Raw genomic sequence first — 20185 nt, forward strand, 5'->3', positions numbered from 1 at the left:
GTTGAAGATTTATAGAATGCAGTTTAGCTTCTATATTGTGATGAAAAAACTCAGCTTGTAGGAGATGAAAAGAACAGCACCTACAACAGAAAATACAAGCCTACTCCGCCATTTTTAATACCTATACAGTATCTTTAATAAGAGTAGGCTAAAAAACAAATGAATGACTACCGATCTTAAAATTTAAGCGCTAAATCCAATATAACGATAAAAATCTTGATCCCCTACAACACCTAAGCTTGTTTTATAAATCAGATAATCAGGATAATTACTCTCAGATAATTCATTGAAAATATTCAATCCCTGATCATCATGAGCATGGATTTCATCGACGCTACGGGGCATGGTCGCTTCAAATTCATCTGAAATATATTCAAAGCCCAAATCCATCGCAATAAACAAGGTATGTATACACGGTTGTAGATATTGTTCTTCATTCCAATCAATGACCGCATGTTGGCAATGTGGGCATGTAACATTTTCTTGAGAATTTTCTAAAGTGATCAGTTGAAATGGCATACGCTTTGGAACAGAATAAAATTGTATTTTAAACGAGTTAGGGAAATTAAACACTCGTTTTAGATAAATCTAAAATTGCTTTTCATATTTTATAAATACACGAAACAAAGCTAAGGATATTATGTCAACGATTGAAAAAGCGATTGCTTTAGCAGCTCGTAAACACGCAGGCCAAAAAGATAAAGCGCAACAGCCTTATATTTTTCACCCTCTGAGGTTGATGTTCAAAGTTAAAACACCCAATCAACAGATTGTTGCTGTATTACACGACATCTTAGAAGATACCGACACCACTGTGGTCGATTTAATCTCACTTGGCTTTAGTCAAGAAATTGTCGATGCCGTTGTTGCCTTGACCAAAAAAGAAGGTGAATCTAGAATCGAAGCCGCCTACCGTGCAGTAAAAAATCCAATTGCACGTGTGGTAAAACTGGCAGATGTTGCTGATAACATGGATATCACCCGTATTCCACATCCGACCACTAAAGACCTTTTAAGATTAGAAGAATATAAGCAAGTTCAAAATATTCTCATGACAGGCAATGCCTAATCTTAGAAAATTTTCACAATTAACAAGTTGACTTGATGCAACAATTAAGTTTAATAGTGCGTCATTGTTGCAATTATGGAATGTATTTATGCTCACTGATTTGGATGACTTTTACTGCTTTGGTTTGGTTGTAGAGCATGGGGGATTTAGTGCGGCTGAACGTGCAACGGATATTCCTAAATCCAAGCTCAGTCGCCGTGTATATAATTTAGAAGAAAAATTAGGGGTTCGTTTAATTCAACGAAGTTCACGTCATTTCGCAGTTACAGACATTGGCATGAATATTTACCGCCATGCCCAAGTGATGATGAATGCAGCACAATCAGCGCATGATCTGGTTGATCATCTCAGTGAACAACCACGTGGTGTGATTAAAGTCAGTGTACCTGTGACCGTTGCGCAAAGTGAATTGTCCAAAATCCTTCCTGACTTTTTAAAAACTTATCCTGAAATCAGAGTACAACTTTTAGTCAGTAATCGCCGAGTAGATATCATCAATGAAGGTTTTGATGTTGCCTTGCGTGTGCGCGCAAATCTGGACGATGACCCGAGCTTAGTGCTGAGAAAGTTTGGACATATTGAACAGCACCTTCTTGCAAGCCAAGCCTATTTAAATGAATTTGGTATGCTCAAAAAACCAGAAGATTTATCTGAACACCGAATTTTAAGTATGGTTGATGAGCACTTAGATCAACAAATGGTGTTACATGATAGTGAAAATCAACAGAAAAAAATTAAAGTTAACCCGATACTCATGGGGTCGGATTTAATGATGCTGGCAAAATTAGCCAGCCAAAATTGTGGTATTGCCTTACTTCCAGATACGATTGCTAATGATTTTGTCGCCACAGGCGAATTGGTTCGTGTCTTACCTGAATGGAAAGCACCACACGGGATCTTTCACGCTGTTTACCCTTCTCGCCGAGGCTTACTTCCTGCGGTAAGAGTCTTTATTGACTATTTGGTTAAGCACTTAAGTAAGTGTTGAGTAACTTATCTTCATCGTCACTTTGATTAAAGAATCCTAGGATTATTTCAATAGACAAGCCGATCTAAATAAATTGACAAAGATGGACTGCAATCTGGTGTCCATCTGGTGCTATTTTTGATACCATCGCTACTGCTTAATTCCAATGTTTTTCTGATTTATATGACTTCATCTTATCAACAACAGCTTGATGCCAAAATTGAACGAATCCAAACTCAATTCGCAGAATTTAATCCACCTTCGTTAGAAGTATTTGCTTCACCTGAACAAAACTTCCGTATGCGTGCAGAATTCCGAATTTGGCATACTGACGATGATATGTTCTATGCCATGTTTGAACGAGATGAAAATCAACAGAAAACCGTTGCTCGTATCGATGAATTTCCGATCGCAGATCAAAGTATAAATCAGCTTATGCCAGTTTTATTGGCTGAGCTAAAAGCCAATTCAATCTTATCAAAACGGCTTTTTGAAGTGCATTTTCTAGCAACGCTCAAGGGCGAAATGCTGGTTTCATTGATTTACCGTGCGCCACTGAGTGAAGAATGGGAAGTTTTAGCAAAACAATTGGCTGATAAGCTGAATGTTAAAATTATTGGTCGCAGTCGCGGACAAAAAGTTGTCTTAACCGATGAATTTGTTGTTGAAGAATTACAAGTCTTTGAGCGTAAATTTCAATATAAGCAAATTGAAAGTAGCTTTACTCAACCCAATGCACAAGTTTGCCAAAAAATGTTGCAATGGGCGTGTCAGTCAGTAGAGGGTGAAAATAAAGACCTACTCGAATTGTACTGTGGTAATGGTAACTTTACCCTTCCCTTATCCTTGAGTTTTAACCGTGTTTTGGCAACTGAATTAGCGAAATCTTCGGTCTATGCGGCACAGTGGAATATTCAACAGAATCAGATCGACAATATTCAAGTTGCACGCCTGTCAGCAGAAGAATTTACTCAGGCCTATAACGGAGAACGTGAATTCCGCCGTTTACAAGAAGCAGAAATAGACATTCAGGGCTATGAGTTTGATACAGTTTTTGTTGATCCACCACGTGCAGGGATTGATGACGATACGTTAATGCTATTGCAAGGTTTTCAACGTATTCTTTATATTTCATGCAATCCAGATACATTACACGACAATTTAAAAACCTTGCTTAAAACTCATAAAATTGTGAAATTTGCGATGTTTGATCAATTCCCCTACACCCATCATGTAGAATCTGGGGTTCTTCTCGAAAAAATTTAAACAATTTATTACAAGATTAGACTGCCATGTAAATTAGTGTGGCAGTTATTTCTTTAAATTATTTATTGATATATCATTAAGTTATAAATCATTTAAAACATGGCCTTTTAACAAACCGTTTAAAACATATCAAATCATCGAAAAAATCAGCCTATAACTCGACCATCTATTTCGCTCAGATCTTGTATTTTATTAAAAAACGGCTATATTTCGAACTATGTTAGGTTGTGTATGAAGGCTCTATGAGTTTTTGGCAAAAGCTGTTTACGGCTGAAGATACATTGCAAAATGAACATAAAAATCAAATTGCATGTGTTGAAAATGATTGCTCTTGTAAATCCAATGATCAACTTTTATCAGCGTTGATGAAAGCGACAGATCAGGATGTAATTACTGGGATTAAAAAGGTACTTATCTCTAGAGGTTTCAGTAAAAAAGAGTTAAACCAATTACAGCATCCACCTATTCAATAGTCATGGATGACCGCTAAGAAAGAAAAAGCATTCAGTTTACTGGATGCTTTTTTAATTCCAATAGAACAACTTTTGATGTTTTTCCTTGGCTTGTATACAATTATTTCAAAGAATAGATAAACGCAGAATCAACAATGAAAATTAAAATTGTTATTTTTTTATTATCACTCAACGCTTCAATTATCTATGCAGATATCAACGATGATGAGATTCAAGCCATAGAAGATTTAACTGATCAAGTATTAGCAACCAAAAATCTTGCCAAACTTGAACCACAGATTAAGGCTCAAATCCAGAAAGCCCAACCCAATGTGCAAAAACTGTTAAAAGCCAAAGACATTGAATATAACGATTCCGTCTATTTACACAACTATGCGATTCTGACTTCTGGATATGCTGAATATTTGCTTGAACAACACTGCACCACGCTCTCTCAGCCTTTTCAAGAATTTACTGAGCAGACGTATTTTGCGTTAAAAAAACGTGATCCTAACGATACAATCGCAATCAATAATTTAGGTTTATTCTATGCACAAATGTCAGTGTATTATCGGAAAAACATAGACCCAACGCCACGTCTAAACTATTTGCTAAAGGCTGAACAATTATTTGAGACCTTAATGAAGTTGCAACCAGACAATGAGGAGTATGAGAAAAATTATTATGCTGTACTCAGTGACAAGCTGATGCTGTTACAGAAATATCATCGTGATGAGAATGAGCAAAAACGCCTCATCAATATACTTAAAAAGCCTTTATTTCACTATTTATCTGATCCCAATCAAGCGTTCGATGCAGGAAATTTTATTATTTTAGCTCAACAATATTTTAAATATCTCAATCGTGAAGACCCGAAACTTGCTGAAAAATGGTTGCGTGATAATCAGGCTAAAATTGAAGCTGTGGTGAATAAGAATCGTAAGCAAACTCAGCGAGAAAAGGAATTTCTCGCTGAATTCTATGCGCTGCTTGGTCAAACGGATCGAGCATTGTCCTACTTAAAACAATTAGAATTTTCTGATGAGAACAATACAGAACCATCCTCATTTGAAAATGAGCCCAATCTTGCCAATTTAAGGCTAAATCCTGAATATCAGAAATGGTTTAAACAATATAAACAGGATTATGCTGCATACCGTAAAGCAATTCCCAAAGTATGTAAGATCAGCCAGCTTGAAACAACACAAGATACTTCAGGATAATGCTGTTGGAGACTTAACGAATCAACCCTTGCGGTTGCAGAATAATCACCAAAGCCCCAATGATTACAATACATCCACCAAACAAATCCCAGCGAGTTAGGCTGACTTGATCGACAAATTTCAGCCACATCAGTGCACTAAAGATATAGATACCGCCATATGCAGCATAAATACGCCCTGAAGCAGCCGGGTGCAAGGTCAATAGCCAGACAAATACTGCCAAACTTAAAACGGTAGGTATCCATAACCAATGGCTTTTATTTTGATTCAGAATCAAATAAGGAAAATAACAACCTAAAATTTCTGCAACAGCTGTGACAAGAAATAATAAAATCGTAGTTAAAATTTTAGTAAATGCAATGTCCATTGATACTCAAAGAATAATCATGAAGTTAGAGTATATGTGATTTTCACGCGAGCTAAGTAATAAAATTTTGAGCATACTAAAACAACTAAGCTTTTATCTATAAATTGTAGTTGTTGTTTGCCTCATCCACAAAAGCATACATTTTTAAAATATGTTGATGAATTTGCCTTGTTTAAAATAGGATAAAATATCAGTATCTACATTTTTTTGGTTTTTTATGGATGAAAATAAATCATTTCGTGTTTAATTTCTTCATTTTCCTCTGGCTTAGCCAAAATGTAGATGCAGCAACACTGAGTCTTCCCCTGTGGCCCAATAGTGCAATACTGGCACCATCCAGTGAACAATATACGATAAATAAGCATGGTGCTATTGAGCATATCACCTCTCCTCAACTGCGCGTATATTCCCCCAAACAGAGCAATCACATCGCTATTTTAGTTATTAGTGGTGGGGGTTATGCCAGAGAGGAATTGGCCAAAGAAAGCACGCCAACTGCACAGTTTTTACAAGAACAGGGATTTACCGTATTTGAATTAATCTACCGCTTACCTAATCAGGATGGCAATAATCTGCTTGCGCCCTTTCAAGATGGCCAAAGAGCCCTGCGTGTCATTCGTTATCATGCACATCAATTCAACATTGATCCAGACAAAATTGGTGTACTGGGTTTCTCCGCAGGTGGGCATTTAGCTGGAATCATTGCGACACAATGGCAACAACAATTTTTGAGTTTAAATGATCCGATTGATCAAATTTCCGCTCGGCCTAATTTTATGGCGCTACTCTATCCAATCATTAGTATGCAAGCGCCGCTAGATCATACCCATGCTTATAAAAGCTTATTTGGATCAAAACATGATTTAGCCAAACAAATCTTGCTTTCAGTAGATTTACAAGTCAAACAGAATACACCTCCAACCTTTTTAGCCCATGCCATTGATGATCCGATTTCACCTGTTCAGAATAGTCTCAATATGCAAACCGCTTTGCAGCAACACAAGATCACTTATGAATTACATCTTTTCAAAAATGGTGGACATGGTTGGGGCTTAGGCAAAGCCAATACTGAAACAACACAATGGCCAGCATTATTCCTAGCTTGGTTAAAGAAAATTGATATTTTATAAGCGTCTAATTCAAAAAATAACCCGCAATCAATGCGGATTATTTTAAAGCTCATTCACAACTATGCTGGTTCAGCAGTCTGATCTTCAAAGACTTCTAATGTAAGCCCTACCGCCTTACCATTTTCTTTCTTCACAGAGACAGCAACGTTACCACCATGATCTGCAAGCTCACCAAATAGAATCATCTCAGCAAGTGGTTTCTTCAAATGTTCTTGAATCAAACGTTGCATTGGGCGAGCACCCATTAAACGATCATAACCATTCTCAGCCATCCAATCGCGAGCAGATTGATCAACTTCCAGTACCACTTTTTTATCATCTAACTGCGCTTGGAGTTCGGTTAAGAATTTATCAACAACAGACTCAATCACTGTGGTAGGCAATGCTTTAAACTGAATGACACCATCTAAACGATTGCGGAACTCTGGTGCAAATGCACGTTTCATCGCTTCTTGATTGTCATTACTATTGTCTTGCTCAGTAAAACCGATACTGTTACGAGAAATACTTTCAGCACCGATATTGGTAGTCAATACAATAATCACATTACGGAAATCAGACTTACGTCCATTGTTATCGGTTAAAGCACCATGATCCATGACTTGTAATAACAAGTTAAAGACATCTGGATGTGCTTTTTCAATTTCATCTAATAACAAGACACAGTGCGGATTCTTATGAATCGCGTCAGTCAGTAAACCACCTTGATCATAACCAACATAACCTGGAGGCGCACCAATCAAACGAGAAACCGCATGTCGTTCCATATATTCAGACATATCGAAACGAACAAGCTCTACACCCAACAATTTTGCCAGTTGCTTGGTCACTTCAGTTTTACCAACACCTGTAGGACCTGCAAAAACAAAACTACCCACTGGTTTATCTGGCGCTTTCAAACCTGCACGTGACAGTTTAATCGCAGAAGCCAAAGCTGTAATCGCTTCATCTTGACCAAATACCACACGCTTAAGATCACGCTCTAGATATTCAAGTACCGATTTATCATCTTTAGATACTGTTTTTGGCGGGATACGTGCAATCTTCGAAATAATATCTTCGATATTTTCAACTGTAATCAAGGTATCATCTTGTTCAGCTTTTAAACGACGCTGTGCACCAGCTTCATCAATCACATCAATCGCCTTGTCTGGCAAGAAACGATCATTAATAAATTTAGCAGACAACTCAACCGCTGAAACTAGCGCAGTATCTTCATATTTAACATGATGGAAATCTTCAAACTTGCTTTTCAAACCACGCAAAATATCAATTGTCTCTGAAATAGAAGGCTCATTCACATCAATTTTTTGGAAACGACGTGATAGTGCATGATCTTTTTCAAATACTTGGCGATATTCTTGGAAAGTGGTTGAACCAATACAACGTAAACTACCATTCGCCAACGCAGGTTTGATTAAATTCGATGCGTCCATGGTACTGCCCATACTTGAGCCAGCACCAATGATCATATGAATTTCATCAATAAATAAAATTGCTTCTGGTTTCTTTTTCAAAGCATTGAGAAGCTGTTTCAAGCGTTTTTCAAAGTCACCACGGTATTTTGTACCTGCAACCAATGCACCGATGTCTAAACTAAACACTTCAGCAGTCGCAAGTGGCTTAGGTGCTTTACCATTCACAATCAACCATGCCAGACCTTCAGCAATCGATGTTTTACCCACACCAGGATCACCCACAAGCAATGGGTTGTTTTTACGGCGACGGCAAAGAATTTGAGCAGTTCGTTCAATTTCTTTTTCACGCCCAATTAAAGGATCAGTTTTGCCTTTTTGCGCTTCAATATTCAAATTCAAAGTATAAAGTTCAAGTGGTCCAGCATTTGCTGAAGCATTTGATTCACCTTCTAAATCATCAGATTCTTCTTCAACTTGAATTTCTTCTTTACGCGCACCGTGTGACAAATATTGGGTTAAAGTCAAACGATTGATTTGATGTCGTTTTAGCAAATAAACGGCAAAAGAATCTCGCTCAGAGTACATCGCAACCAGTACATCTGCACCCTCTACTGTGCGATCACCGCCACTTGACTGAACGTGGAAAATTGCACGTTGTAAGATACGGTCAAAACTTTCAGTTGGATGAGGGGCTTGGTCGTTGTTTTCTCCTAGTTTAGGGGTATGTTGTTCTACATACTCCTCTAACTCTTTGCGCAAACTGATAATTTCAGCACCGCATGCTTTTAAGGCATTTACCGCTGAATCGTTATCAAGTAAAGCCAATAATAAATGTTCAACCGTAAGAAACTCATGTCTCTTTTGACGAGCCATGCTAACAGCCAAACGGAGTGAAACTTCTAATTGACGACTGAGCATGAAACCCCCTTATTCTTTTGGCTCAATCTGACAAAGCAATGGATGACCTTGAGATCGAGCGTAGTTATTAACTTGGTTGGCTTTAGTCTCCGCAATGTCTCTTGGATAAACACCAGCTTCACCTTTTCCTTCATAATGTACTGTTAACATTACTTGAGTGGCTTGGTCAAGATTCAAAGCAAAGTATTGTTGTAAAATTTCAATAACAAAGTCCATCGGAGTGTAATCATCGTTCAATAAAACGACAGAATACATCGGTGGTCGCTTCACTTCAGGTGGCGCAGTTTGTACTGCAACATCTGCTTGATCATGGTCTGGATGGTTTGGATCTTCTGAATTACTTATACGAATACTCAAGTGCCAATCTATAAATCCTGAATCACGGAATGATGATTTCACTTCATTTAAACTCATTTGACGTTTATTAGTTCGCATATTTTTCAAAATACTTATGATTTATTGAGAATTAGCCGCAGCTTGAGGAACCTCTGCTGCAAACGCAGCTGCACTGTCTACAGCTTGCCCACGTGACCAACTAAAGCGTTTAACCACTGGCGTGGCACCATTTAGGCGGATTTCGATAAATTGTGGATTAAAGCCCTTAGGCATGGTCCAACGTCCAGTCAAGCGCTCATAATCAGTAAAGTTATAATTCGCATCTGCCATTGGCACTGTTAACACCTCAGTACCACTAATCAAACGAATTTCAACAGAACCCGTCGCACGTCTTGGGCTAACTTGAATAAGATCAAGCTGATATTCATAAGCGTTTTCTGGTAATGGCTTAACCGCCAAGTTTTGAATGGTTAAACTCAAACCGCCACGTTGTTTTAACACTTCACGATAAATCGCACTCATCACATCAACTTGTGATTTTTCAGCATTGGCTTTGTTCAATGACTCTAACAAATCGTTAGAGTTCGAAACAGCCACATCTCGTTCCTGTACAGCAGCATTTAAGCTTTTATTTAAATTAGCCAGCGTTGTTTTTTGTTGCTTCACAACTTCTACCAACTGTTCTGCATCTGCATCAAAACCGACTACCGTTAGCCCTTGGCGATGTCCAACCGTATAACCTAAAAGTACACTGCCAGCACATAATACAACCCCACCGATCACCAAAGGCATATTCCCTTTTAAAAAAGGCTTTTTCGGTGCTTGAGCTGGTTGTGACGCGGTATTTGTTTCTGTGTTCTGCATCATCATCTCTAAGTATTATTGATAGAATCAAAACACACATTTAACCGCAAAGTTATATGTGTGTGAAGCCATAAAGCGTTTTTTATGGTAATAATCCGATACCTTGTAAACCAGCATCTTCAGCAAAACCAAACATTAAGTTCATATTTTGTACAGCCTGTCCTGCCGCACCTTTGACTAAATTGTCTTGAACAGACAAAACAATTAACTTGTTCGGATGCGGTTTATACAGTGCAATTCTGAGTTGGTTTGCACCACGTACAGAACGTGTTTCTGGTGAACTATTTGCAGGCATTACGTCTACAAATATTTCATTTGCATAAAATTTTTCATAAAGACTTTGTAAATCTGCTGCTGCACCTTGCTCTGTCAAATCAACATAGATTGTACTGAACATACCACGAATCATCGGAACCAAATGCGGCACAAAAAGAATCTGATCAAATAGATTTTTTTGACCCGAAATATTTTCTAATGCTTCTACAATTTCAGGATGATGACGATGTCCAGCAACGCCATAGGCTTTAAAATTATCAGCATTTTCTGAATAAATCATGCCTAGACTAGCTTTACGCCCCGCACCTGATACACCAGATTTCGCATCAATGATAATACTTTCTGGTTTAACCAATGTTTCAGCTTGCTTAAAAAGTGGCGCTAATCCCAACTGTACAGTGGTTGGGTAACAGCCAGGATTACCGACAACATTGGCATTTTTAATCTGTTCACGATTAAGTTCAGATAAACCATATACAGAATCTTTCAGTACTTCTGGACAAGCGTGCTGCATCCCATACCATTTTTCAAACTGTGCTAAATTCTGCAAGCGAAAATCAGCGGCTAAATCGATAACTTTGGTATTTGCTGCCAAGAGTTGTTGCGCATGTTGCATTGCCACACCATGCGGGGTCGCAAAAAACACAACATCACATTTTTTTAATTCATCAATGTTTAAATCTGAATATTTAAGCTCGGTGTGTCCACGTAAGCTTGGAAACATATCATCTACACGGCGACCATCTTCGGTACGTGATGTCAGTACATTCACTTGAACATTTGGATGTCGTAGTAAAAGACGCAACAATTCAACGCCTGTATAACCTGTTCCACCGACAATACCCACTGAAATCACGTTTTTTACCTCGATTTAAAAGTATCCATTTTGTAGTGCTGTAGTATGACAGGAAGTTGATGCTTTCTAAACTATTTTACTGGGTTTTTATGATATTTTAGCATTATGACAAAGTTAAATTCGCATAAGTTCAATTGATGCATCTTGCGCAATACAGTTGCGCCCTCTACGTTTGGCGACATACAAAAGTTTGTCAGCAGCTTCTATACCGCTGGCTAAATTACGATGTCGCACTTGTGTTAAACCAAAGCTGGCTGTCAATAAGATGGGTTGAGTTAAAAATTGCTCAGTTTCAATAGCAGTCCGCATACGCTCAGCAATTTTATAGGCATCACTGAGATCTTCAACTTGTAATAAAACAATAAACTCTTCACCACCAAAACGCCCCACTAAGCCCTTTTCACCAACATGCTGACTGACAAGACGACCTACACTCTGCAAAATCTGATCACCCACCAGATGTCCATAGGTGTCATTAATTTTCTTAAAATGATCGACATCACACATCAACAAAAAATATTGCTTTTCTGGTAAATCGATTAAATTTATTTTAGCTGCGTCATAAAATCCACGACGATTGAGTAAATGTGTTAATGGATCTCTGCAACGTTCATCATTTAATTTAAAAATAATATCTCGAACTAATGTTCCCAAAAGTACGATCGCAAACCACATGCTCAGGATAATACTGGCAGCAAGCATCATTAACCACCATACAGAATCCACAAGCATACTGGCTTCAATATTTTTCAAAAAAAAGAAAATAATAATGACACGGACAAAAGTATATACAACGATAAAAAGATAGGAATAATCGACCAGCTTATTTAACCAATCACTTTGCTTATCATCTTTAAAAATAGATACTAAAACTAAGGATTCAACTGTGGCAATGCTCAGGTTTAAAATCAGCATCCGGATCCATAGCTGTTCATCAACAAAAGCATAATAGACCAACAAGCATATTGTGATAAAGATCAAGAAAAAAGCGACTAAAGCGTGTGAACTAGCATTCTTTCTCAATGCCATAGTATATGCACTGGCCCACGCGCCAAATAGGTATAAACCACCTAAAAGTGGAGCAGAAATTGTTAATTGTAGGTTAGACATAAAACTTTGTGCAGTTAAAGAAAAAGATGGCACGATATATCCAAGACCCAACCAAAATAAATAAGTAGGTGCTTTAAAAAAGTAATGGCAGATCAAAAGTAAACTGCCCATTAATATCAGGCAGACCGGTACAATCAAAATAAAGTAATGAGTATCTGCAAAATTCACGTCTGATATCTTTATGATAAGAAATAGGAAATATTGGCAAGTCGCCAAGTTTAGAGTATTTTTTAATTCACTCCCAACTTATGCTTAAAATAATCAGACTATTTTGTAATTTAACTGCTTTTATTAAGAAATACTTTTAAGGCATTATACCATCACTTAAAATTCATGATGATAAATACACAAATAAACATGTAATTTAATGACATCGCCTATAAAATCATCAAATTAAACCTCTAAAAAATGATAAAAACAAACCTTTTCATTTTAAATCTTGTTTTGGCATAAAAGACTATTCAAACAAATTCAAAGAAAACGGTCTTGTCTTGCTAAATGATCTATGCATAATAATTTAGAGTAATTACTCTAAAATTAACAAAAGGACGTATTGGTCATGATTGGATCACGAACGTGGATGAATACAAGTAATGGAAAACTTAGCTTTAAAGAAAAAACTCAGCTTATAAAACAAGTTCTCATTCCTGCCACACTGAACTATGGCAAAACATTTCGAAAGGCGAATCATGATTCAACTTCATTTACATTGGATAGTTTTCAGATTCCTGACACAGCAATTGTCAAAGAAGCGATGAACGAATTAGAACAAACAGCCTCTCAAGCGATCATCAATCATTCTTGGCGAAGCTATTTTTGGGCTGTTGCTATCGCCCACACCAAACAGTGGCAATTTGACCAAGAGAGTCTTGTTATTTCATGTTTGATGCATGATTTAGGATTGGTTAATCATTTGGATCAATATGCATGTCAATGTTTTAGCTTTGAAAGCGCCTTAAGAGCAGAAACCCTCTGTAGCAAACACTATTATCCCATAGACAAAATGGATAATATTTCAAATGCGATTTGTTTACATATGAATGGCAGCTTAGATGAAAGTGATCACAACCTTTCTAAAGAAGTGCTATTACTACAAAAAGCCACTTCATGTGATGTAATTGGGACTGATCTCAGCTTATTTTCAAACAGTTTTAAAAACAAAATTTTAAGCCAATATCCGCGGGTACATTTTAATTCAGAAATGCGTAAACTTATCTCAATTGAAGCAAAAAGAAACCCTCAATCACGAACTGCTTTAATGCATACACTCGGACTTTCAAGCATGATTCAAATGAATATTTTTAAGGACTAAATCATGAAAAATACATCTTTCACCCAAAAGAATATTGATTTTGGGCAATATCCAATTGTAGTCGATATTTATTCCAACCCTGAAAACAGCCATAGTGTTATTTTGCTGGCTGCGCTTGGCATAGCAATCAATAAATACGAGGTGCTCATTACCGCTTTAAGCCAAAGTGGCTTGAATGTTATTGTGGCTGATTATCCTCATTGTGGGCGTAATACTCCGCCTGTTTCAGCAAAGATTGATTATGGTTATGCTGATTTACTCAATGACTTTATTCCTCAACTGGAAAAGCTGGCCTTAGAACTGAACCAACAAGTTCCAATCTTATTTGGACATAGTTTAGGTGGACATTTAGCAACACTTTATGCACAAAATCATGCAAATAAAGTCATTGGTGTTGCCACAGGCAATATCGGTTTAAAAAATTGGGACTTAAAAGGTAAAATCAATATTTTAAAAGCAGTCACGGTAATCAATGCCATGATTTTAAAAGATGGTTATTTTGCAGGCTATAAAATTGCTTTTGGGAATAAAGAGACAAAATCCTTAATGCGTGATTGGTCTAAAGTTATCTTTACAGGAAATTATGCACATATTATTGGTCAAGAAAACGTGGTGAATAACGCTGCCTTATTTGTCTATTTAAATGGCGATGATTTTGCACCAATGTCTTCAATGCTTGCCCTAAGTGGTTATTTTAAAAACCCACAAATAAACACGCTGGATTTGACCCATAAAACTAAAGGCAATCAACATAGTGCATGGATTAAACAGCCTGATGAAGTCGTCGAAATAATTATAGAATGGGTCAATAGTTTTACTGAATAAGTTTTGCTTTTGACATCAATATATATCCACCTTCTTCACTTTCTCCAGTGCTGATTGCTTCCCAGCTATAATCTAAATAAAAAGACAAAGCTTGTTTATTTTCAGATAAACATTTGAGATAGCCTGTACCCGTAAACAGTTGTTCTGCTGCGTGTAGCAATGCTGTCCCTACACCCTGATTTTGAGCATTTGGGGCAATAAATAGATGATGTAAAAAGTTCTCTTGCAGGTAAATAGATGCAAATCCCAAATATTCTTGGTCTTTTTCAGCCACTAAAATCATTTCATTTTCGGTATATTTTTCAAAATCACTCAGCTCCCATTTTGAAGAATCTAACCACGACCAACTTAATTTTCTGGTATTTAAAAAAAGTTCACTCAATGGTGCTCGGTCATGATTTTGAAAAGATCTGATGTGCATCGCTGTATCTCAATTAAAGTCCCTATAACCTTAGCTTATTTAAGCCAGCCTTATTTAATCTAACGTTATTGCTCTTTCTCCAATCACCTCAACAATTCGTAATAAATAACCATCTGGATCTTGAACTAAAAATTGCTTTTGTCCATGCTCTATAGTTTCTGCACGGTACCAACGTTCTTCTAACGCTGCAAATAGCGGCCATTGTGCGACATCCAAACGATTTAAAATACTGTCGAGTTGGTCTACTTCGAACTGAAAGTTAATCCCTCTTCCCAATGGGTAGGCCAATACTCCGGTTAACCATTGCCCTTCTTGTTGTTGCTCCAACATAAACTGAACACCATCAAGTTCCACATAGATAAATTTTTCTTCAGTCCGTTGATACATTACAGAAAAACCCAGTATTTCCACCCAAAACTGATAACTCCTCTTCAAATCGGTGACGATCAATTCTGGAACCAATTTATTCCACTGCATTTTAAAATCCCACTTAACTCATTAATTTTTAATATTCAATATGTTGTAAAATATTTACAACCTTTCCAAATGGATCTTTGACATAGAATCGCCTAACACCCCAGTCTTCATTGGCTAATGGATAGAGAATGTCTAAATCTAATTTTTTGGCTTTTTCATAAAGCTCATCCACATTGTCGACCTCGATTGAAAAATCGGGTACATCTGTATTATTTCCCCCTTCCGAAGCAATACTGATTTGTGGATGCATGATTTCCTGACTGGCAAATGTTTTGATCCAGCCATGATCCATCACCAAGTCCATCGCTAAAAAATCACCATAAAAAGCTTGGGCACTGGCTAAATCTAAAGCTTTAATATTACTTATGATTCTTTTTACAGTCATACGCTTTTCCTCATTTTTTATTTTAATGCAATCTAGAAATTTACTTATTTTATTACGCCCACCACCAAGGCATTACACTACTTTTTAAAACTTTACGATGCTGCTGATAGTGTTGATCATGCTTTTCAACTTCAGACCAAAAAGCAGCGCTATGATCAAAATGTTTGGTATGTGCCAATTCATGTACACAGACATAACGGGTAATTCGTTGATCACATAAAACTAAGGCACTATTGAGCATAATATCATGATGGGCTGTACAACTTCCCCAACGCGTTTTCGGGTGTCGAACAGCACACTGTCCAAACTTTAAATGGGTTTCATCACTGACTTGCTTTAAATAAATCGGTAAATAATGCTTTGCATAAGCAATCACAAAAGCTTTTAAATAGCTTTCGGGCTGACGCTCGCTGACAAATAACTGATGCTTTTGCTCATCTAAAATATAGCTATTTTTTTGAGTTTTATAAATAATTTCTAAGGGCTGTTTTAAATTAAACAGTTGCAAGCTTGTCGGTAATACCTGATCAACTTGCTGTATTTTTTCCTGCTGTTTATGCCATGTCTCAATCATCCATTGTTCAGACTCGTGTAAAAAATGCTGAATCTGACGTTGGGTACAATATTTGGGCACAGTTAATCGAATCTGCGTGGGTTCAACACGTAAACGTAAGCGTGTTGCCCGTGCATGATGTGTGATTTTTATTTCAGGAAGATTTGCCATCTTAATACGCTTATTTTTAGAATCTCCCCCAACGCTTACTTAAAAAAGGTAGGTAGTAAACCTCGTCTTTACTCAAGCAGAAGTTAGGGGAAATTTTTTCTTATCCTGCGGTACGCTCTTCAATACCATGATTGGTGGCGACTACAGCGACATCAGCTTTATTGATCGCAAAAATACCATTACACACCACACCAGGAATATCGTTAATGGTTTTTTCGACCTCTAATGCATTCAAAATATTTAAGTTATAGACATCTAGAATGACATTACCATTATCCGTTACTACACCTTCACGATAAACTGGGTCACCGCCTAAAGATACGATTTTACGCGCAACTGCTGAACGTGCCATAGGAATCACTTCGATAGGCAATGGAAATTCACGGCCTAATTGATCAACCCATTTCGAGTCATCAACAATACATACAAACTTTTTCGCAATAGATGCCACGATTTTTTCACGTGTGAGTGCAGCACCACCGCCTTTAATCATATGTAAATGACGGTCAATTTCATCGGCACCATCTACATAAGCATCTAAACCACCAACATGGTTCATATCAACCACTTCAATGCCTAATTTCTTAAGACGTTGAGCTGTTGCTTCTGAACTGGCTACGGCTGCTTCAAGTTGTAACTGAGGTAATAATTCAATTAAGAAGTTCACTGTACTACCAGTACCGACTCCCAAAATGCCCCCTCTTGGTAAGTGTTTTAAAGCGGCTTGGGCTGCAGCTTGTTTTTTCTCGTCCTGGGTTGCATAAAGGCTCATGACATCTCTCAATAAAATTTCAATTTCCTGCACATTTTGCATAATTTTAAAACGCAAAGGTACAACGGTTTGTTACAATGAGCGCTCATTTTAAACTGTTAGATGGAAAATTAACATGCTGTCTCGTTTGGTTCGACAAATATTACAGGCAACGGTGTATGACGTTGCAATCGAAACCCCACTCGAAGCAGCGCCACGAATTAGTGAAAAACTAAACAATAACATTCGCTTTAAACGCGAAGATTTACAACCTGTCTTTTCCTTCAAACTACGCGGTGCGTATAACCGTATTAGTCAATTACCGAAATCTCAGTTGGAACGTGGCGTTATTACTGCTTCAGCAGGTAACCATGCTCAGGGCGTGGCTTTATCTGGTCAAAAGTTAGGTATTCGCGCCATTATTGTGATGCCAAAAACCACCCCTGATATTAAAGTTCAAGCAGTAAAACGTTTGGGTGGTGATGTTGTGCTTCACGGCGACTCATTTGATGTTGCTAACAAATATGCCATTCAACGTGCAAATGACGAAGGTTTAACCTTTATTCCGCCTTATGATGATGAACTGGTTATGGCCGGCCAAGGTACAATTGCCAATGAAATATTGCGTCAATGGCGTGATGTTGAATACGTATTTGTTGCTGTGGGCGGTGGTGGTTTAATTGCAGGTGTAGCGGCATATCTTGGTGATGTTGCCCCGCATGTCAAAGTTATTCCTGTCGAATATGATGAATCTGCATGTTTAAAAGCAGCATTTGAAGCCAATCAACGTGTAATACTCCCTTCTGTAGGATTATTTGCAGATGGTACAGCTGTTGCTCAAATCGGTGAAAAGCCATTTGAAGTGATTCAACTACAAAAATCTGATAACTCAGGTCCAATTGTTGAACGTGATGTGGTACTGGTCAATACAGATGAAATCTGTACGGCAATCAAAGACACTTATGATGAATGTCGTAGTATTGTTGAACCATCAGGTGCTATGGCACTTGCAGGTATCAAAAAGTACGTCGCTGCACATGGTCTTGAAGGCAAAAACATGGTGTCAATTGTTTGCGGTGCCAACATGAACTTTGACCGTTTACGTTATATTGCTGAACGTACCGAACTCGGTGAACGTAAAGAAGCCATTTTTGCAGTGACCATTCCAGAAGAAAAAGGTTCTTTCCTGAATTTCTGTCGTGCTTTGCAAGGCCGTAATATCACTGAGTTTAACTACCGTGCCAGTGACGCATCTGCAGCTCAAGTCTTTGTCGGTATTAGCTTAAAGGCTGGTGAAAAAGAACGCCATGACATCTATGAAGCCATGAAATTACATTATGATGTCGATGATTTATCGGATGATGAAGTTGCAAAATTGCATATCCGTTATTTGATTGGGGGTCATGCCGATATTGCCAATGAACGTTTGTTCCGTGTTGAGTTTCCAGAACGCCCAGGCGCTTTATTAACATTCTTGGAGCGCCTTGGTCCAACCCATAACATTAGCTTATTCCATTATCGTAATCACGGTGCAGCAGAAGGACGTGTTTTGGTTGGCTTGGATGCAGAAGATGCTGTACAGAATCCAGATGGACTGATTGAGACTTTGGAAAATATCAATTACCCATATCAAGAAATTACCAATAACTTAGGTTATCAACGTTTCTTAAAATAGAAATAGCTTCAAAATCGAAATAGCCTATAAATTTTTTATGGGCTATTTTTTTATAAAATCAGAACAATTCGAAAAAGTTAACTTAATAAACCGCCATATTTAAATCACCATCATCATTAAATGCGTCATTAAAAGCATCCACAATTTGATTTAATTGTTGCTCATCTTGTGAGGGTACAAGCATCCAATACGGATTTTCACGATATATAACCAATAAAGAAAGCTGATACTGATTTGCAACCAGTTTAATTTTATCGAAAATGATTTCTTCTGTTTGTTGCATTGTGTCCATTTGATCATCAAATGAGACCTCATCATCTTCTTCGTATTGATCAAATACTTCAGCTATTGCAACTTCAATCTCATTTTGCAATTGCTCAGTATCAATATTGTGCTGGTTAAAGTAGAAATCATCTTCAACTCCATTGTCATAATATTCTTTTAATTCAATATAATGCAGGAAATCATGCTGTTGATTCAGCCATTCACTAAAACTATAAAATTTAGTATCTTGAGGAATTTTTTGTGCATTTAGCTCTGGAATTAAATGTTGAAGCAATAAATATATTTTCTGTGACATGGATATCTCTCTATTTTATTATCAATATGTTGAATTAATTGCAAAAAACTAAGTCGATCTTGAGCAATCAAATAATGCATAATGTTCTATACTGACATCTTCATCGTGAAATTGTTTATTAAAACACTTGCAGAATTTTTCAATTTTATATTCATGATTTGGTACGATCAACCAATAATAATCTTCAGCATAAATCAGCAACAGTTCATGATCATGTTGTCTGGCTTGTTTTAATATCTCCTCGAATACAACATCATAAACTTGATCTTGAACATTGTAATAGCGTCCAATAACATCTTTGTGTACTTCATAATGATCAAATAAAGGCTTCGCTCTTTCACGAATTTGAGTTTGAATTCCCAAGCTATCTACTGCATATTCATGAAAAACCGCACAACGCTCAATCTCATTTTCATGAAATTGCATACGATCAATTTTCATTAAATATCCACGAAATCGCCCACCAAACTTTTCAGCTTCGATCCAATTGAGAAACTCGACAAAACGTTTACGATGTTTCTTTTTAGGAATATCTCTTTGCTCCAACGCTGGGAACCAATGTTGGAGAATTTTAAAAATTTTCTTATCGTCCATTTTTTTATCATCCATTTTTTATTCTTGGATCGAAAGCCCAATCTTGGCTTTGCATTTTGAAATTTCAAAGCAATGATATCGGATCAATTTTAAGTTTTTATGACATAAATCTGGTTTTATTTACATTTATCGCTTTTTATTCTCAGTTTGTAGATTGGCGTTGCAATACTTTAAAGATAAAATATATAA

General features: G+C 37.2%; 23 protein-coding genes. 9 read left to right on the forward strand and 14 right to left on the reverse strand.

Going from position 1 to position 20185, the window contains the following annotated elements; all coding sequences use genetic code 11:
* Positions 1-183: 183 nt before the first annotated feature.
* Positions 184-519, reverse strand: a complete 336-nt coding sequence (locus AC07WY_RS02750; protein WP_004720717.1) for a hypothetical protein — start codon at positions 517-519, stop codon at positions 184-186.
* A 121-nt stretch (positions 520-640) separates the two neighbouring features.
* Between AC07WY_RS02750 and AC07WY_RS02755 the strand changes: the two genes are divergently transcribed.
* The 5 genes from AC07WY_RS02755 (at position 641) to AC07WY_RS02775 (ending at position 4977) form a co-directional block, all read left to right on the forward strand.
* Positions 641-1069 carry an HD domain-containing protein gene (locus tag AC07WY_RS02755; RefSeq protein ID WP_004720720.1) on the forward strand — a complete coding sequence of 143 codons (429 nt, stop codon included), beginning with the start codon at positions 641-643 and terminating at the stop codon, positions 1067-1069.
* A gap of 88 nt (positions 1070-1157) precedes the next feature.
* A complete protein-coding gene (locus AC07WY_RS02760) occupies positions 1158-2057 on the forward strand; it encodes a LysR family transcriptional regulator (RefSeq protein ID WP_004821316.1) in 900 nt (299 codons plus the stop codon).
* A 162-nt stretch (positions 2058-2219) separates the two neighbouring features.
* On the forward strand, positions 2220-3302 hold the full coding sequence (trmA, locus tag AC07WY_RS02765) for a tRNA (uridine(54)-C5)-methyltransferase TrmA (RefSeq protein ID WP_494735670.1): 1083 nt from the start codon (positions 2220-2222) through the stop codon (positions 3300-3302).
* A 242-nt stretch (positions 3303-3544) separates the two neighbouring features.
* Positions 3545-3775 (forward strand): hypothetical protein, encoded by a 231-nt coding sequence (locus AC07WY_RS02770; protein ID WP_004720727.1) that lies wholly within the window; start codon positions 3545-3547, stop codon positions 3773-3775.
* Positions 3776-3909: 134 nt separating this feature from the next.
* Entirely contained in the window at positions 3910-4977 is a 1068-nt protein-coding gene (locus AC07WY_RS02775; protein WP_419334165.1) for a hypothetical protein, read from the forward strand.
* Between the two features lie 13 nt (positions 4978-4990).
* On the opposite strand, the gene AC07WY_RS02780 is transcribed toward AC07WY_RS02775, so the two are convergent.
* Positions 4991-5344: a YnfA family protein gene (locus tag AC07WY_RS02780; protein WP_004720731.1), complete on the reverse strand. Its 354-nt coding sequence runs from the start codon at positions 5342-5344 to the stop codon at positions 4991-4993.
* Between the two features lie 221 nt (positions 5345-5565).
* Here AC07WY_RS02780 and AC07WY_RS02785 point away from each other — a divergent pair, with 221 nt between their 5' ends.
* Positions 5566-6474 (forward strand): alpha/beta hydrolase, encoded by a 909-nt coding sequence (locus tag AC07WY_RS02785; protein WP_419334163.1) that lies wholly within the window; start codon positions 5566-5568, stop codon positions 6472-6474.
* A gap of 59 nt (positions 6475-6533) precedes the next feature.
* Here AC07WY_RS02785 and clpA read toward each other — a convergent pair whose 3' ends face one another.
* The 5 genes from clpA to AC07WY_RS02810 form a co-directional block, all read right to left on the reverse strand.
* Positions 6534-8810 (reverse strand): ATP-dependent Clp protease ATP-binding subunit ClpA, encoded by a 2277-nt coding sequence (clpA, locus tag AC07WY_RS02790; protein WP_004720735.1) that lies wholly within the window; start codon positions 8808-8810, stop codon positions 6534-6536.
* A 9-nt stretch (positions 8811-8819) separates the two neighbouring features.
* Positions 8820-9245 carry an ATP-dependent Clp protease adapter ClpS gene (gene clpS / locus AC07WY_RS02795; RefSeq protein WP_004720737.1) on the reverse strand — a complete coding sequence of 142 codons (426 nt, stop codon included), beginning with the start codon at positions 9243-9245 and terminating at the stop codon, positions 8820-8822.
* A 21-nt stretch (positions 9246-9266) separates the two neighbouring features.
* Complete coding sequence (locus AC07WY_RS02800; RefSeq protein WP_004720739.1) at positions 9267-10010, reverse strand: DUF6776 family protein; 744 nt, start codon at positions 10008-10010, stop codon at positions 9267-9269.
* Between the two features lie 82 nt (positions 10011-10092).
* Positions 10093-11142 (reverse strand): N-acetyl-gamma-glutamyl-phosphate reductase, encoded by a 1050-nt coding sequence (gene argC, locus AC07WY_RS02805; protein ID WP_494735671.1) that lies wholly within the window; start codon positions 11140-11142, stop codon positions 10093-10095.
* A 114-nt stretch (positions 11143-11256) separates the two neighbouring features.
* Positions 11257-12363 (reverse strand): GGDEF domain-containing protein, encoded by a 1107-nt coding sequence (locus AC07WY_RS02810; RefSeq protein ID WP_494735924.1) that lies wholly within the window; start codon positions 12361-12363, stop codon positions 11257-11259.
* A 448-nt stretch (positions 12364-12811) separates the two neighbouring features.
* Here AC07WY_RS02810 and AC07WY_RS02815 point away from each other — a divergent pair, with 448 nt between their 5' ends.
* Positions 12812-13564 (forward strand): HD domain-containing protein, encoded by a 753-nt coding sequence (locus AC07WY_RS02815; protein WP_166782543.1) that lies wholly within the window; start codon positions 12812-12814, stop codon positions 13562-13564.
* A 3-nt stretch (positions 13565-13567) separates the two neighbouring features.
* Entirely contained in the window at positions 13568-14389 is an 822-nt protein-coding gene (locus AC07WY_RS02820; RefSeq protein WP_166782544.1) for an alpha/beta fold hydrolase, read from the forward strand.
* Here the strand turns inward: AC07WY_RS02820 and AC07WY_RS02825 are convergent.
* The 5 genes from AC07WY_RS02825 to rpiA form a co-directional block, all read right to left on the reverse strand.
* Positions 14379-14810 (reverse strand): GNAT family N-acetyltransferase, encoded by a 432-nt coding sequence (locus tag AC07WY_RS02825; RefSeq protein WP_494735672.1) that lies wholly within the window; start codon positions 14808-14810, stop codon positions 14379-14381. The genes AC07WY_RS02820 and AC07WY_RS02825 overlap by 11 nt on opposite strands.
* A gap of 54 nt (positions 14811-14864) precedes the next feature.
* Positions 14865-15287: a bleomycin resistance protein gene (locus AC07WY_RS02830; protein ID WP_234624009.1), complete on the reverse strand. Its 423-nt coding sequence runs from the start codon at positions 15285-15287 to the stop codon at positions 14865-14867.
* Positions 15288-15315: 28 nt separating this feature from the next.
* Positions 15316-15672, reverse strand: coding sequence for a VOC family protein (locus tag AC07WY_RS02835; protein WP_105712750.1), 357 nt, complete (start codon positions 15670-15672; stop codon positions 15316-15318).
* A gap of 52 nt (positions 15673-15724) precedes the next feature.
* On the reverse strand, positions 15725-16396 hold the full coding sequence (locus AC07WY_RS02840) for a M48 family metallopeptidase (RefSeq protein WP_234624008.1): 672 nt from the start codon (positions 16394-16396) through the stop codon (positions 15725-15727).
* A gap of 100 nt (positions 16397-16496) precedes the next feature.
* Complete coding sequence (rpiA, locus tag AC07WY_RS02845) at positions 16497-17168, reverse strand: ribose-5-phosphate isomerase RpiA (RefSeq protein ID WP_035372052.1); 672 nt, start codon at positions 17166-17168, stop codon at positions 16497-16499.
* A 115-nt stretch (positions 17169-17283) separates the two neighbouring features.
* Between rpiA and ilvA the strand changes: the two genes are divergently transcribed.
* Entirely contained in the window at positions 17284-18822 is a 1539-nt protein-coding gene (ilvA, locus tag AC07WY_RS02850) for a threonine ammonia-lyase, biosynthetic (protein WP_004821288.1), read from the forward strand.
* 82 nt (positions 18823-18904) lie between these two features.
* On the opposite strand, the gene AC07WY_RS02855 is transcribed toward ilvA, so the two are convergent.
* Both AC07WY_RS02855 and AC07WY_RS02860 read right to left on the reverse strand, forming a co-directional pair.
* Complete coding sequence (locus tag AC07WY_RS02855) at positions 18905-19402, reverse strand: hypothetical protein (protein WP_494735673.1); 498 nt, start codon at positions 19400-19402, stop codon at positions 18905-18907.
* Between the two features lie 48 nt (positions 19403-19450).
* Positions 19451-19996 (reverse strand): hypothetical protein, encoded by a 546-nt coding sequence (locus AC07WY_RS02860; protein ID WP_004720765.1) that lies wholly within the window; start codon positions 19994-19996, stop codon positions 19451-19453.
* Positions 19997-20185 lie beyond the last annotated feature (189 nt).

Source organism: Acinetobacter sp. GW821-FHT01C12 (assembly GCF_059422625.1).